We start from the raw sequence: 14,943 nt of genomic DNA on the forward strand, positions 1-14,943 counted from the left end.
TCATTCACCTCTTCACTCTTCCTCGTAGTTGTAGTATGGTTATTGAATTTTTTTCTAATACAATTTTTTCATAAAAAAAACATCTGTACCGTTTCGGTACAGATGTTTTTCAGCTTATGCCTTTTTCTTAAATAAATTTGCGATGCTTAATGCAAGTCCTCCCCAAATGACTACCATTCCAATCACCATCATCATAATCGCTGATCCACTCATCATGAAACACCTCGATCTTTCCATTCTTTTTCAAGCTTAGCAGAATCTGAATGTATTTGTGCATCCCATCTTTTCAAACTAATGATTATTGCAACTATTAGGAATGCTGCTGCAATTGACCAACCATACGTTACAACAAACTCGGTTGGGTAATCTCCGTAGTTCTTTTTAATGTTTTGGATTGTACCATCAATTAACATATACCCTAACATAAGCGGAGTAATAACGATTAAACTCACTCTCCAAAACGTCCCTAACTTTATATCAGATACAAAATTTGCGTGATTTTGATAAACTGGTAAACGGCGCAAGATAAGTCCTATTGTCACTACTTCGACAAGTGCTATTGAAATTAATCCAAAATTGTTAGCGAAATAATCAACAACATCTAGGAACATAAGTCCACCACGTGTTGCAAATACAAGTGAAACTAACACGAGAAGCGTTCCCATAATTCCAATCGTCTTTTGGCGACTTAAGCTGAATTTTTCAGATACAGCGGCAAAGCATACTTCCGCAAGTGAAATAAGTGATGTAATTCCAGCAACCGTTAACGATAAGAAGAATAATACACCAAACAACTGTGACATCGGCAGTTCATTAATAATTTGTGGGAATACTACAAACGCAAGTCCCACACCAGCACTAGCTACTTTATCAACCGGTACCCCCATGTTATTCGCCATAAATCCAAGAGCTGCAAAGACCCCAATACCTGCTAATAATTCAAATCCTGAATTTGCAAATCCAGTAATAAAAGCATTATTTGTTGTGTCTGAGTTTTTCGGTAAATAACTAGAATACGTAATCATAATTCCGAATGCTAACGATAAACTAAAGAAAATTTGACCGTAAGCAGCAAGCCATACCTTTCCATCAAAAATACGACTCCAATCTGGTTTGAAGAATGCATCTAATCCTTGCATCGCACCTTCCATTGTCACTGCACGAACAACGATAATAAGGAACATAACAACTAATAACGGAATAAAAATGCGGTTAACAACTTCGATTCCTTTCTTAACGCCTTTAAATGCAACACCCAGTACAATAATCCAAACGAGCGCTAATGGAATTAATACTTCTGGCACAAGCCCTCCAAACTGCCCTGGCTTATCTGCAACATGTAAATATTCTTTAAATAAAAATGATTGCGTGTCTTTCCCCCATGCTCCAGTAATTGCGAAGTACGTATACGAAATAGACCAAGCAATAATTACTGCATAATATGTTGAAACGATAAACGTTACACACATTTGCCACCATCCAATAAACTCAGCACGTGGATGAATACGGAAGAACGTAAGTGGTGCCGAACCACGATGACGATGCCCAAGAGCAAACTCGAAAGCTAACAATGAAATACCAGTCGTTAATAATGCGAATAAGTACGGTAAAAAGAATGCGCCTCCTCCATTTTCATACGCTGTATAAGGAAAACGCCATATATTCCCTAATCCAACTGCAGAGCCGACCGCTGCGAAAATAAATCCGGCCCTCGTTCCCCATTGTTGCCTCGTTTCCATGTTTCCTTCCCCCTTTGTGACAAGTTCATACTTGGATTATATTTTAAATTTACTAAATTTTCAATAAATTCTGTAAAATTATTAGAAATAGTTGGAATCTTCTCCTTTTCATTACAATAAAAAAAATCGAATAGATAGCTATTCATCTATTCGATCTTTCATCTGCTTTAATATTTTCTTTTCAAGTCTTGAAACTTGTACTTGCGAAATACCTATGCGCTCCGCTACTTCTGATTGGGTTTGGTCTTTATAATAGCGCAAATATACAATTAGCCGTTCTCGTTCATCCAGTTCTCTAATTGCTTCTTTTAAAGCAATTTTATCAAACCATTTCGTTTCCGATTGATCTGCAATTTGATCTAAAATAGTAATTGGATCTCCATCATTTTCATACACAGTTTCATGTATCGACGAAGGAGCACGACTCGCTTCTTGCGCCAGAACAACTTCTTCCGGCGTTAGTTCAAGAGCCTCTGCTACCTCATTAATCGTTGGAGCCCTTCCAAATTCTTTCGAAAGCTCGTCTCTCATCTTTCTGACTTTGTTTCCTGTTTCTTTTAAAGATCTACTTACTTTAATTGATCCATCGTCACGTAAAAATCGTTGTATTTCACCGATAATCATTGGAACTGCATATGTTGAAAATTTCACGTCGAAAGATAAATCAAATTTATCTACCGATTTTAAGAGCCCAATACATCCAATTTGAAATAAATCGTCTGGCTCGTATCCTCGATTAAGAAATCGCTGCACAACCGACCAGACGAGACGCATATTACTTTGAACGATTGTATCTCTCGCTTGTTGATCTCCATCTTGACTTTTTTGAATTAACGCTTTTAGCTCGTGGTCCTTTAACTGAGGTTTCTTCTTCTCATTTCTGACCTCTATGTCCATTGGCTATTCTCCTTAATTGCATAGAGCGTTACTATTTGATAAGTATTTTGTCAAATGGATTGTTGTCCCGAAAGATTCGTTTGAAATAACTTCTACTTCATCCATAAAATTTTCCATGATAGTAAATCCCATTCCGGAACGCTCTAATTCAGGTTTAGTTGTAAAAAGGGGTTGTCTTGCTTCATCTAAGTTAAAGATACCAATCCCTTCATCTCGAATCGTGAGTTTCACCATAGCTTCTTCCAAAATCACTGAAATATAAACAACACCTTCTGCATTTCCTTCATATCCATGAATAATTGCATTTGTAACCGCTTCTGACACAACTGTTTTAATCTCTGTTAGCTCTTCCATCGTCGGGTCTAATTGCGCAATAAAAGCAGCCACCGTAACACGAGCGAATGATTCATTCTGACTTAACGCTGAAAATTGAAGGTTCATTTCATTTCTCATTTATGCCACCCCCAACGTCGCGAGCGCATGCGCTTCACTTTCTTCTAAACGAACAATTTTGAATAGACCTGACATTTCAAATAAACGTTTAACAGGCGGTGAAATTGCACAGACAACCATTTCTCCACCTAATCCCTTTACATGTTTATATCGGCCTAATATAACGCCTAAACCAGAACTATCCATAAATGTTAAGTTCTCTAGGCTCAAAACAATATGATGAACACCATGTGTCTCAATCATATCTGTTACTTTCGTTCGCAACTCTTCAGCAGTATGATGATCTAATTCACCCTCTAGCCTCACACATAAGACGTCACGTTTTACTTCTAAATGCATGGAAAGACTCACACGATTTCCTCCTTATGCTCAAACTTTACTCATTAACATAAGATTTTCGTGATATAAAACAAGAATCCTTCCTACTGACAAAAGAAGAACTATTTCGTCATAAAGTGAAACTTTTCAGCAATTATCCCAGTAAATACGAACAGAAAAGCGGCAAAATTCTCACCGCTATTTTGATGTTGAAAACATCCCAAAGCTTCGTTTAAATAACTCCCACCAGCTAGCTGCCTCAACATCTTCTTTTGCTACAATTGTTTGTTTTAATAAAACATCTTTATCTCTTTTAATAACAAGTGTACCGAGTGCATCACCTTTTTTAATCGGTGCCTTCACTTTCTTTTCTGCAATTACTTCTTGTTTTACTTTGTCCATATTTTCGCCCTTCTTCATAAGAAGAGACACATTGTCTGACGCAACTAAATCTACTTTTTCTTCCTTACCTTTTCCTACTTGTACAGTCTTAATTTTTTCGCCACGTGTATACAATTTTTTTGTCATATATTGACCAAATGCATAATCAAGCAGCTTCGTTACTTGATTGTTCCGTTCTTTTGAAGTAGGTGCTCCCATAACAACTGAAATGACACGCATTCCATTTTTTTCAGCTGATGCTGTTAAACAATATTTCGCTTCTGTCGTAAAGCCCGTTTTCACTCCATCTACTCCAGGATAAAAACGTACTAGCTTATTCGTATTAACGAGCCAAAATTTCTTATCCGTATTTTCACGTAAATAGTCTTCATATTTACCTGTATATTTTCGAATAAGTGGATACTTCATCAATTCTTTCGCCATAATAGCCATATCATTCGCTGTAGAATAATGATCTTTGGCCGGGAGACCTGTCGGATTTTGAAAATGTGTATTTTTCAGTCCTAAATCTTTCGCTTTTTTGTTCATCATATTTACGAACCCTTCTTCTGAACCGGCGATATGCTCGGCCACTGCAACAGATGCATCATTTCCAGATGCAATTGCAATGCCCTTTAACATTTCATTTACAGTCATCTCTTCCCCAGGTTCTAGAAAGATTTGTGATCCGCCCATTGAAGCTGCGTGTTCACTCGCTCTCACTTTATCTGTCAGTTTTAATTTTCCTTTTTCAACTTGTTCCATAATTAAAAGCATTGTCATAATCTTTGTCATACTAGCAGGTGGTAACTTTTCATTCGGATTTTTATCAAATAAAACTTTACCTGTATCTTGCTCAATTACGATCGCTGACGACGCTTGTTCCGCTAACTTCGGCGTGGCTTCTTCTGTTTTCTCCTGCTTCGTTTTCTCAGATTGCGCAAAACTAACTGAAGTACCAGAAAGCAATAACATGAAACAAACAAGTATTCCAAAAACTCGCTTCATGACTAACCCTCCATTCTATATCAAACCTATTTTTTCCAATTTATTCATTTTTAATACCATATTTTTCTATCATTTTCAGTTGACAAATAAATTCATTGCTTATATTGTATTAAGTGTATTACACATAGTAGTACACTTAATACTCATCAGGAAGGAGACATTGCTCTTGCATATTCAAATTAATCCAAGAAGCAACACTCCGATATGGGAACAAATTGTTCAAAATATAAAAGAGCTCGTACTAAAAAATATGTTAGCTCCAAGTGATAAGCTTCCTTCTGTACGCGAGCTCGCTTCTTTGCTCGTTATAAATCCAAATACAGTAAGTAAAGCTTATCAAGAATTAGAGCGACAAGGGATTATTGAAACATTACGAGGAAAAGGAACATTTGTAGCCCAATCGATTACCCCAACATTAGACGAAAGGAAAATCGCTATGGTTGAAAAGCAGTTTCATCAATTATTACTAGAAGCCTCTTATCTTGGGATTACGAAAGATAAAATTCACGATTGGATAGATTCATACTATAAAGAGATTGGAGGAAATACAGATGTTGAAAGTAACAAACCTGAAGAAAACAATTGATAATCAAACGATTTTAGACGATGTTTCTTTCACATTACAAAAAGGTAGTATCGTCGGATTGCTCGGAAGAAATGGCGCGGGGAAAACAACTTTATTACGAACGATGGTCGGCATTTTGGACCCCGATAAAGGAACTGTTACATATGAGGATACAGATGTTCATCAACATCCTGAAATTAAACAAAAGGTTGCTTATGTTCCGGATTCTACTAACATACTGAACGGATATACAGTAAATGAAATTGTGAAGTTTTATAAAGCCGTTTATACAGCATTTGATGAACAATATTTTTATGAAATATTAGAACGTTTTAATTTACCAAACAAACGTATTCGTAGTTACTCAAAAGGAATGAAAGCACTGCTTGCGATCATTTTAGCTTTCGCTGCAAAAGCAGAATATATCATTTTAGATGAACCGACAAACGGACTTGATCCTATCGTTAAAAGACAGATTCTACAATTTCTCGTTGAAGAAGTAGCAGAAAAAGAAATTACAATTTTCATCTCAACTCACCATTTAGATGAAGTTGAACAAATTGCCGATACAATCATTATTTTAAAAGGGCATACAGTAGATTCTATTACATCACTAGACGATGCAAAATCACAATTTGCTAAAATCCAAGTTGCTTATGAGCGATCATTACCTCAAAAACTAGAAAACTTAAGCAATATTAAAATATTAAATCAAACGGGAAAAGTATATACGATTTTAATCGAAGGAAATGTTGCTGCAACACTTGAAAAGTTTTATAAAGAGCAACCAATACTCATTGAAGAATTAGCAATGTCACTTGAAGATGTCTTCGTTACGACACTTGAGGAGGATGGGTATGTTTCATAAGGCGTTGTGGATGTGGAATTGGAAGCGCGGGAAGTATGCTGCGTTGCTTTTTCTCTTCAGTTCACTTTATTTTTTATCTTTCGAATACTATCAAGCAGCAGAAACGCAACAGTCTCTCTTTCTCCACCCAGAAAAACTAGGTGAAGAAAAGTTCTACTATTATTATTCTTTTTATTCCTCTAATAGCTTTTGGTTAGGTATTATTACAATTGTCCTAGCCTGTCTATTAATTGGCTGGGAGCGAAGTAATCAAAATGGAAATTCACTAATGACTTTTCCATTTAAAAGACGTGATATATTCTTATCAAAGTGGATTTTCGGTGTTTTTTTCATTGTAATATCACTTCTGATCAATTGGATTTTTATGTATTGTATTTATAAATCTACGATTCACTTTGAATATCAATCTTTCGAACCGTTTCATCGATATTTCTTGTATGCAATTTTCACATATATTGCTATCTATACTGTCTCTTTATGTATTGGTACATTTACTGGAAGTATTATTTCACAAAGCATCTTTAGCATTACTTTTTGCGTAATGGGAATGGGAATCTTTTCACTCTTACTCTTTTTATTTACAACTCATACTGAGGCAATACAGGGGAATAAAAGTTATACGAGTTTCGAAAACGTTTATGAATTCAATAGAAAAACCAACATTTCAAGCGCTATATTAGACTTTTCAATTAGTTATAATTACCACCCTACTGTCCAATCATATGAAGATCATGGAAAAGCAATACAAAGGGGACCTACTTTTCATAGTTATTACTCTGCAAAAATAATACTTGTTCCTATCTTCTATACAATTTTCAGTTTACTTATTGGGATGTTTCTTTATGCAAGGTCACCTAATGAACATAATAAGAAAATTTTCCTTTTTCCAAAATACAACTCACTCTGGATATGGGTTACTACCTTTTATTTTGCATTAATAGGTGGGCAAATGTTAAAACGTTTTGATTTATTATTTAGTTACTATGTTGGGTTCTTTTTATTTGGAATCGCCACTTATTTTATATTATCACGTCTTACAAACTATAAAGTTTTTTAAAGGAGAGATCCTATGTTTCAAAAAGCATTATGGGTGCATACCTACAAGCAAAGTAAATATATTGTTTGGCTATTTTGGTTAGTAAGTTTTTATGTACTATCATATAAATACTATTTAGCAGCTGCCGAGCAACTAAAATATTTACATGAACATAATGAATGGAAATATATATACCGGTACAATTATCACCTTTCACTTCCCGATGCTATCATGGTTCAAGGAGCACTCCTTATTGCATTAGCCTGCATCCTTATTGGATGGGAGCGTCAAAATCAATCAAGTGACATTCTATGGTCCATGCCATTTAAACGGGAACATCTCTTCATGACGAAATGGCTTTTTGGTGTGTGTAATATTGTAGCTATCGTTATATTGAATTGGGGACTTTTTGCTATTATGAAAAAGACAACCTTTCATAATAAGTATCAAATATTTTCACCATTTCATACTTACTTCTTATACATGGTTATCATCTTAATTGCTATCTATACACTTGCATTATGCATAGGAACAATTGCTGGTAATATGATTTCACAAGGACTCTTCAGTGTTGCTATACTTGGATTCCCTTTTATTTTGCCGACTCTAATTGCCGGAGCTATTTCTATTCATACGGTTGGACTTATTTCCAATCATACCGTCTATACGGAGGAGAATGTAGATCGTTACGGCTCAGTAATAGAAAAAGTGAGTATTTTAGCGCCCGTTCGCGGATTCAATATTGATTTTAATTACGATCCTCAACGTGCTTATACTGATCAACAAGGCGTACGTCATGATGAACCTAATTTTACCTATATTCCTTCAGCAACGAAACTTATCGGTCCAATCGCAAATATACTTATTCTATTACCTTTAGGAATGTACTTATATACAAGATCACCTAATGAACAAAACGGAAACTTTCTATTATATCCGAAGCTCAAAACACTATGTATGATATGTTGTGTAATCTTTATTGGAATGTTTGGAGGAATGGCAGCGGGAGGAAGTCGTTCTATCTTAAATTATTATATTGGTTTTATAGGGACCAGTACGATAGTCTACCTACTATTATCTCGCTTATTAAAATTTAAATTTTCTTGGCGTGTGAAATAACCTCCTTTTAAAGGAGGTTATTTCACATTCTCTCTCCTATCCCCATACACCATCTCCTCTTTCATCCCAAACCCATCTCCATTTTTCACAATTTGTTCGGTCGGCGCGACTACACTTTCCGCAATTTTCCATTCCCCGTGCTCTTTTATAAATACTTGTAGAAAATAGTTCATTCCATTTAGCTGATATGCATTTTCTTTTTTCACGTTATAGCGCACCGCAATGTAATACACTTGAATATTTTCTTTTCCTGCTTTCGATACGTATTGGGATAATCTCGGAATGTACATTGATGATTTCTTAAGTGGTAAGGGTTTCGCTTTAACGAGTGATGAACTCGTTACATTACGCAATGTGTCTTGATTACGAATGTTATCGCTATGATGAAATAATACGGCATTTTGCATGGAGCGGACCCATAATTTCGAATATAAGACAGTATTATCGTTTTCAATATACTTCACTTCTTTTTGCACGACTTGGATAGGGGTATCGGCGTACATGAATGTATGAAAACAAAAAAAACTTCCAAGTAAAATGGTAAGTGCAGCAATATATTTCATAATCTTTCCTCCGATCTATTTAATTAAAGTATCGGAGTTTCAAAATGTTTTTATTCAAAAGAAAAAGGATAGGAAAGCTCTCGCTCCCTATCCTCATTTATTATAATACGCGGCCAAATAGTTCTAATACCATTTCTATCTCTTGGTCGCTCCAACCTTTAAATTTCTCTTTATAATATTCTTTACGCACAGCTTCAAGCTTTTCAGTTACTTCTCGTCCGTTTTCAGTAATTTCTAAGTATACGATACGACGGTCCGAATTTGAACGTTTTCTTTCAACAAACCCTTTTCGCACGAGACGATCTGTTACAGCTGTAATATGACTGGAGGTTACGTTTACTTCACTCGCAATTTGCGAAGCCATCTGTGGACTTTTTAAAAATAACGCACGTAATACAGAGAATTCATTATATGGCATATGCTCTGAAAAACGTGTATTAATATCATTTTGTAATAAACGTATCATCTTTCGAAATGATGCAGATAAATCTAAAATCAGTGTTTCTCTATTTTCGTTCACTAGCCTCGTCCCTTTTTTATCATATTTACACATATTATAATCTATAAATACCTATGTTGTATATGCTTTCTTCCCTCAACATTCTCATTTATGTAACTTTTTTCATACGATTTTCTTTTTTGTTCACACATATACATGTAAAGTGAAACTTTAATTAGTGGGATAAAAAAGGATGGTGAGCATAAATGCAAAGTGGAATGAATCCGTATTTACATAATATCCGTACGACAAATACTGGTAAAGAAGCTACTATTACTGTACAAGGAGAAGGCATTGTAAAGGCAAAACCAAATGTTGTCATATTAACACTTGGCATTCGAACAGATAGTAAAAATGTAAAACAAGCGCAAGAAGAAAATGCAGTGCAATCAAAACAATTGCTTGATGCACTCAAACAGCTAGGTATTGCCGATAAAGATATAGAAACTATTTCTTATACGATTACTCCTCAATACGAATATGTAAATGATAAAGCATTACTACAAGGTTACCGTGTAGAGCATTTGTATGAAATTACCGTTTTAAATGTTCAAAAAGCAGGGGAAGTATATGATATAGCCGTTACGAATGGTGCAAACGTAGCAAAAGGGTTACGCTTTCGAATATCTCATCCAAATAAGTATTATGAACAAGCGCTTATTCAGGCCCTGCAACAAGCAGTAGAAAAAGCTCGTGCTATTGCGAGTACCTACAATTTAAACATTAATCCTGTTCCCCTTTCATTCGTTGAAGAATCCGCCCAATTACCAAGAGAAATTACATCTTATGCTACATTACATGCGCAAGCAGCTCCGCCCATTCAATCGGGAGAATTAGAAATTATATCTTCTATCCGAGCTATTTTTACGTATTTATAAGTAATTTCACTTGTAAGAAACCGTTATCATTTTTATTGTTGTAAAAACATGATGTTCTGATATAATAAAGGTCGGTGAGCTCTTACAGAAGAGATATCACGGGTGGGAGAGGGATATGAAAAAGAAGGTTTAACATGAAAGGAATACTTGAAAGAACATTTAAATTAGGTTTACATGAAACATCACCAAAACAAGAAGTTTTAGCTGGCGTTACGTCATTTTTCACGATCGTATATATTATGATTGTAAATGCGTCAATCTTATCAGATGCTGGTATTCCTCTTGAAGCTGGAATTTTAGCAACTGTTTTTAGTTCATTTGTCGGATGTCTGCTCATGGCATTTTGGGCAAATGCACCTGTTATTCTTGTTCCTGGAATGGGTGTAAATGCATTCTTCACGTACACTGCTGTCCATACGCTCGGTTTAACTTGGCAAGAAGCATTAGCAGCTGTCTTTATCTCTGGTATTATTTTTGCAATTGCCGCTTTTACACCAATCGCTCGCGTGCTCTCGGTATCGATTCCAAAGTCATTAAAGGAAGCTATTACTGTCGGCATCGGATTATTTCTAGCATTTATCGGATTGCAAAAAGGTGGTTTAGTCGTTTCGAATCCAAATACTGCTGTTGCAATGGGGAAGTTAAGTAATCCTGTCGTTCTTGCGACATTACTGACCCTTATCGTTGCACTTGTATTATTTATTCGTAACGTACGTGGAAACTTTTTATGGACGATTGCAATAGGAACTGGTATCGCATGGCTATTCGGTCTTGTTGATACGAGTCAAATGGGAAATAGTTCATTCTCATTCGCTAATTATGGTGATGTGTTTGGAGCTATGTCATTTGGGAAACTTTCTTCCTTACCGTTTTGGATTGCAACATTCTCCTTAAGCATGGTGCTTATTTTCGAGAACATGGGACTATTGCACGGTTTATTAGAAGATGATCGTAAATTCCCACGTGCTTACCAAGCCAATGCTATTTCAGCAATGACATGTGGTCTATTTGGCACAAGCCCTACCGTTTCAACAGTAGAGAGTGCCGCAGGTATTACTGCAGGCGGAAAAACAGGTCTGACGTCCATCGTTACAGGGTTGTTATTCTTCGCATCACTGTTTGCGCTTCCGTTTGTCAAACTAATTCCTGATAGTGCCATTGCACCAATCTTAATTATTATTGGCGGCCTGATGATTACAAGCATTCAACAAATTCCTCTGAACGACTTTTCAGAAGGGTTTCCAGCGTTTTTAATTATCGTTATGATTCCGCTCACATATAGTATCGCTGATGGCATTGCGTTCGGATTTATTGCTTATCCTATCTTGAAAGTTGCTCTTGGAAAGCGTAAAGAAGTCGCACCGTCCATGTATATCATTACATGCTTATTCTTAGCCATGTTCGTATTACACGCTATTGGCTAGTAAAAAACACCGAGGAAATCCTCGGTGTTTTTTTACTTAAACCAACCTTTTTTATAAAACCAAGCCATCATTCCGCCGCCAATTAACGCCATAATTAATAGACAAATAAAGTAACTATACTTCCCGCCAAGCTCTGGCATATGCGCAAAGTTCATGCCGTATACCCCTGCAATAAATGTTAACGGCATGAAAATAGTCGAGAAAACAGTTAATGTTTTCATAATGTTATTCATATGGTGGGAATTCAATGAAAAGTAACTATCTCGAATATCTGCTGTTAATTCACGACTCGCTTCAATCATCTCTGTCAGTTTAAGCAAATGATCATGTATATCTTTAAAATAAATTTCATGATCGCTTATACCGTAAAAACGTGTTGAATTTAATATACGATATAATAAATCACGCATCGGAATAATCGTACGCCTTAGCTTAGATAAATCCGCACGAATATCAAATACCTCTTCTAGCACGCTTCCCGCTGTCTCACCTGTTAAATTATCATCAATTGCATTTAAATGGTCTTCAATGTAATAAACAGGTGCGAAATAATCATCTACAATTTGGTCAATGATGGTATGCGCTACATTTAAAGGGCTCTTCTTAATACGTTTCTTCTCACCGAGCGTTTTCCATACTCTTTCAATCGCATTGTTATGAGAGAAGTGGAAAGAGACTATATATCGATCACTAACAAATAAATCGATTTCATGCGGTTCTAATCCATCTTCTCCGAATGCATGGAGAACTAAAAAGTTATATCCATCATAAAAATCTACCTTTGGTCTCTGCACATACTCTACACAATCTTCAATTGCAAGGGGATGGAACTTGAAGTGATCTTGTAAAATATATGTATACTCTTCTTTCGTTGGCTTATATAAATCAAGCCAATACCATACGATGTTTTCTTTTTGCGTTTCTTCTAGCGAAACATCATATAAAACTTCATTTTTTTTCGTTATTGCACAAATTCTAATCATAATTTCACCCATTATTATTATAAACAAAAAATAGTAAAAAAAGCCAAGGAGAAATCTCCTCAGCTTTTTTTTATTACTTCGTTACGATACCGTGTACTAAAGTTGGTGCATCTACGTGGTCTTTAGCGATTTTCATGTTCTCATAAATTTTCGCTTTTACGTCTTCAACATTTTCGCGGTTTGCGTAAATTGTAACAAGAGAGTCGCCTTTTTTCACGCTATCGCCTACTTTTTTGCGAAGCATTAGACCAACTGCTAAATCAATTTCAGAATCTTTCGTTGCACGCCCTGCTCCTAAAAGCATTGCTGCTGTTCCGATTTCATCTGCAACGATTTCCGATACATAACCGTCTTCTTTTGCTTCCACTTCAATTTTATATTGTGCTTGTGGCAATTTAGAAGGATCATCAACAACAGATGCATCGCCGCCCTGCGCCGATAAGAACGTTTTAAATGATTCTAGCGCTTTACCGTTGTTCATTACTTCAATTAACTTTTCACGAGCATCTTCTAAAGATGAAGCTTGTCCAGCAAGGTATACCATTTGACTTCCAAGCGTTAAACATAACTCTTCTAAATCTTTTGGTCCTTTACCTTGTAATGTATCAATTGCTTCTTGTACTTCTAATGCGTTACCAATAGCCTCACCAAGCGGCTGGCTCATATCAGAAATAACTGCCATCGTATTACGACCAACGTTATTACCGATTCGTACCATTGCTTCTGCTAAACGTTTTGCATCTTCATCCGTTTTCATAAATGCTCCTGCTCCAGTTTTTACATCAAGAACAATTGCATCTGCACCAGCAGCAATTTTTTTACTCATAATCGAGCTTGCAATAAGCGGAATTGAGTTTACTGTTGCCGTTACATCACGAAGTGCATATAACTTTTTATCAGCAGGTGTTAAGTTTCCACTTTGACCGATAACAGCAATTTTATTTTCATTTACAAGACGCATGAATTCATCATTTTCAATTTCCACATGGAATCCTGGTACTGCTTCTAATTTATCAATTGTACCACCCGTATGTCCTAGACCACGTCCAGACATTTTCGCAACTGGTACACCTAAAGCAGCTACTAATGGACCTAATACAAGTGTCGTTGTATCACCAACTCCACCTGTTGAATGCTTATCTACTTTTACCCCTTCAATGGCTGATAAGTCAATTGTGTCACCGCTATTTACCATTGCCATCGTTAAATCTGCACGTTCTTGATCATTCATATCTTGGAAGAAAATTGCCATTGCAAGTGAACTTACTTGATAATCAGGAATATCACCATTTGTGTATCCTTCAACGATAAAGTTAATCTCTTCTGTCGTTAATGCATGTCCATCACGTTTTTTTGCAATTAGGTCCACCATTCTCATTGTGAAGTCACCCCTTCATTTGTTTTACGATTGCTTTTACTAATGCTAAGAAGTTAGCTTTAACACGTTCTGTCGTTTCAATTACTTCATCATGGTGAAGTGGCTGATCTAAAATACCAGCTGCCATATTTGAAATACAAGAAATACCAAGTACTTTCATACCAGCATGACGAGCTACAATTACTTCCGGTACTGTTGACATACCAACTGCATCTCCGCCAAGTGTACGAAGCATACGAATTTCAGCAGGTGTTTCATATACAGGACCTGTCATTCCAACGTACACACCTTCTTGTACTTTAATGTTTAAGTCTGCTGCAACTTGTTTCGCCATTTCGCGAAGTTCTGGCGTATATGATGTAGACATATCAGGGAAACGTACACCCATTTCAGAATCATTTGGTCCGATTAATGGATTCGTACCCATGAAGTTGATGTGGTCTGAAATTAACATAAGGTCACCTGGCTCGAATGATGTATTTACACCACCAGCTGCGTTCGTTACAACAACAGTTTCTACACCTAGTTCTTTCATAACACGAACTGGGAATGTTACTTTTTGCATGTCATATCCTTCGTAGAAATGGAAACGTCCTTGCATTGCTACTACAGATACACCTTGAAGTGTACCGAATACTAGTTGACCTGCATGTCCTTCTACAGTTGATACTGGGAATTCAGGAATTTCGCTGTAAGGCACTGTTACCGCATTTTCGATTTCATCTGCTAATACACCTAGTCCAGATCCAAGGATTAGTCCTACTTGTGGTGTTTCTTGAAATCTCTCTTTTAAGTATGAAGCTGATTTTGTAATTAGTTCACGATTCATCTGTT

At 36.2% G+C, this 14,943-nt stretch carries 17 protein-coding genes; 6 read left to right on the forward strand and 11 right to left on the reverse strand.

The window, feature by feature from the left end:
* Positions 1-114: 114 nt before the first annotated feature.
* The 6 genes from KI356_RS16435 to dacF all read right to left on the reverse strand — a co-directional run bounded on the left by KI356_RS16435 (position 115) and on the right by dacF (position 4,796).
* Positions 115-213 carry a methionine/alanine import family NSS transporter small subunit gene (locus KI356_RS16435; protein WP_000016829.1) on the reverse strand — a complete coding sequence of 33 codons (99 nt, stop codon included), beginning with the start codon at positions 211-213 and terminating at the stop codon, positions 115-117.
* Positions 213-1,739 (reverse strand): sodium-dependent transporter, encoded by a 1,527-nt coding sequence (locus tag KI356_RS16440; RefSeq protein ID WP_212935919.1) that lies wholly within the window; start codon positions 1,737-1,739, stop codon positions 213-215. The genes KI356_RS16435 and KI356_RS16440 overlap by 1 nt, the downstream gene beginning before the upstream one ends.
* 138 nt (positions 1,740-1,877) lie before the next feature.
* On the reverse strand, positions 1,878-2,636 hold the full coding sequence (sigF, locus tag KI356_RS16445) for an RNA polymerase sporulation sigma factor SigF (RefSeq protein WP_002122210.1): 759 nt from the start codon (positions 2,634-2,636) through the stop codon (positions 1,878-1,880).
* 12 nt (positions 2,637-2,648) lie between these two features.
* Entirely contained in the window at positions 2,649-3,089 is a 441-nt protein-coding gene (gene spoIIAB, locus KI356_RS16450; protein ID WP_001243400.1) for an anti-sigma F factor, read from the reverse strand.
* Entirely contained in the window at positions 3,090-3,440 is a 351-nt protein-coding gene (gene spoIIAA, locus KI356_RS16455) for an anti-sigma F factor antagonist (protein ID WP_002088460.1), read from the reverse strand.
* 165 nt (positions 3,441-3,605) lie between these two features.
* Positions 3,606-4,796, reverse strand: a complete 1,191-nt coding sequence (gene dacF / locus KI356_RS16460) for a serine-type D-Ala-D-Ala carboxypeptidase DacF (RefSeq protein ID WP_078180755.1) — start codon at positions 4,794-4,796, stop codon at positions 3,606-3,608.
* 166 nt (positions 4,797-4,962) lie between these two features.
* Here dacF and KI356_RS16465 point away from each other — a divergent pair, with 166 nt between their 5' ends.
* From KI356_RS16465 to KI356_RS16480, 4 genes are read left to right on the forward strand one after another with little or no spacing between them, the layout of a single operon-like run.
* Positions 4,963-5,382, forward strand: coding sequence for a GntR family transcriptional regulator (locus KI356_RS16465; protein WP_128281055.1), 420 nt, complete (start codon positions 4,963-4,965; stop codon positions 5,380-5,382).
* Positions 5,348-6,229 (forward strand): ABC transporter ATP-binding protein, encoded by an 882-nt coding sequence (locus KI356_RS16470; RefSeq protein ID WP_212935920.1) that lies wholly within the window; start codon positions 5,348-5,350, stop codon positions 6,227-6,229. Before KI356_RS16465 ends, KI356_RS16470 begins: the two co-directional genes overlap by 35 nt.
* A complete protein-coding gene (locus KI356_RS16475; protein WP_212935921.1) occupies positions 6,219-7,286 on the forward strand; it encodes an ABC transporter permease in 1,068 nt (355 codons plus the stop codon). Before KI356_RS16470 ends, KI356_RS16475 begins: the two co-directional genes overlap by 11 nt.
* A 12-nt stretch (positions 7,287-7,298) precedes the next feature.
* Positions 7,299-8,384, forward strand: a complete 1,086-nt coding sequence (locus KI356_RS16480) for an ABC transporter permease (RefSeq protein WP_212935922.1) — start codon at positions 7,299-7,301, stop codon at positions 8,382-8,384.
* 17 nt (positions 8,385-8,401) lie between these two features.
* On the opposite strand, the gene KI356_RS16485 is transcribed toward KI356_RS16480, so the two are convergent.
* Both KI356_RS16485 and KI356_RS16490 read right to left on the reverse strand, forming a co-directional pair.
* Positions 8,402-8,947, reverse strand: coding sequence for a hypothetical protein (locus KI356_RS16485; protein WP_128281051.1), 546 nt, complete (start codon positions 8,945-8,947; stop codon positions 8,402-8,404).
* A gap of 100 nt (positions 8,948-9,047) precedes the next feature.
* Positions 9,048-9,467, reverse strand: coding sequence for a MarR family winged helix-turn-helix transcriptional regulator (locus KI356_RS16490; RefSeq protein WP_002088468.1), 420 nt, complete (start codon positions 9,465-9,467; stop codon positions 9,048-9,050).
* A 185-nt stretch (positions 9,468-9,652) separates the two neighbouring features.
* Here KI356_RS16490 and KI356_RS16495 point away from each other — a divergent pair, with 185 nt between their 5' ends.
* Positions 9,653-10,324 (forward strand): SIMPL domain-containing protein, encoded by a 672-nt coding sequence (locus KI356_RS16495; RefSeq protein ID WP_212935923.1) that lies wholly within the window; start codon positions 9,653-9,655, stop codon positions 10,322-10,324.
* A 134-nt stretch (positions 10,325-10,458) separates the two neighbouring features.
* Positions 10,459-11,748, forward strand: coding sequence for an NCS2 family permease (locus KI356_RS16500; RefSeq protein ID WP_199659734.1), 1,290 nt, complete (start codon positions 10,459-10,461; stop codon positions 11,746-11,748).
* Positions 11,749-11,780: 32 nt separating this feature from the next.
* On the opposite strand, the gene corA is transcribed toward KI356_RS16500, so the two are convergent.
* From corA to KI356_RS16515, 3 genes are all read right to left on the reverse strand, one after another.
* Positions 11,781-12,743, reverse strand: coding sequence for a magnesium/cobalt transporter CorA (corA, locus tag KI356_RS16505; protein ID WP_212935924.1), 963 nt, complete (start codon positions 12,741-12,743; stop codon positions 11,781-11,783).
* Positions 12,744-12,804: 61 nt separating this feature from the next.
* On the reverse strand, positions 12,805-14,109 hold the full coding sequence (locus KI356_RS16510) for a pyrimidine-nucleoside phosphorylase (RefSeq protein ID WP_212935925.1): 1,305 nt from the start codon (positions 14,107-14,109) through the stop codon (positions 12,805-12,807).
* 7 nt (positions 14,110-14,116) lie between these two features.
* Entirely contained in the window at positions 14,117-14,938 is an 822-nt protein-coding gene (locus tag KI356_RS16515; RefSeq protein ID WP_128281046.1) for a purine-nucleoside phosphorylase, read from the reverse strand.
* Positions 14,939-14,943 lie beyond the last annotated feature (5 nt).

The sequence above is a fragment of the Bacillus hominis genome (assembly GCF_018332515.1).
Lineage (GTDB): Bacteria > Bacillota > Bacilli > Bacillales > Bacillaceae_G > Bacillus_A > Bacillus_A hominis.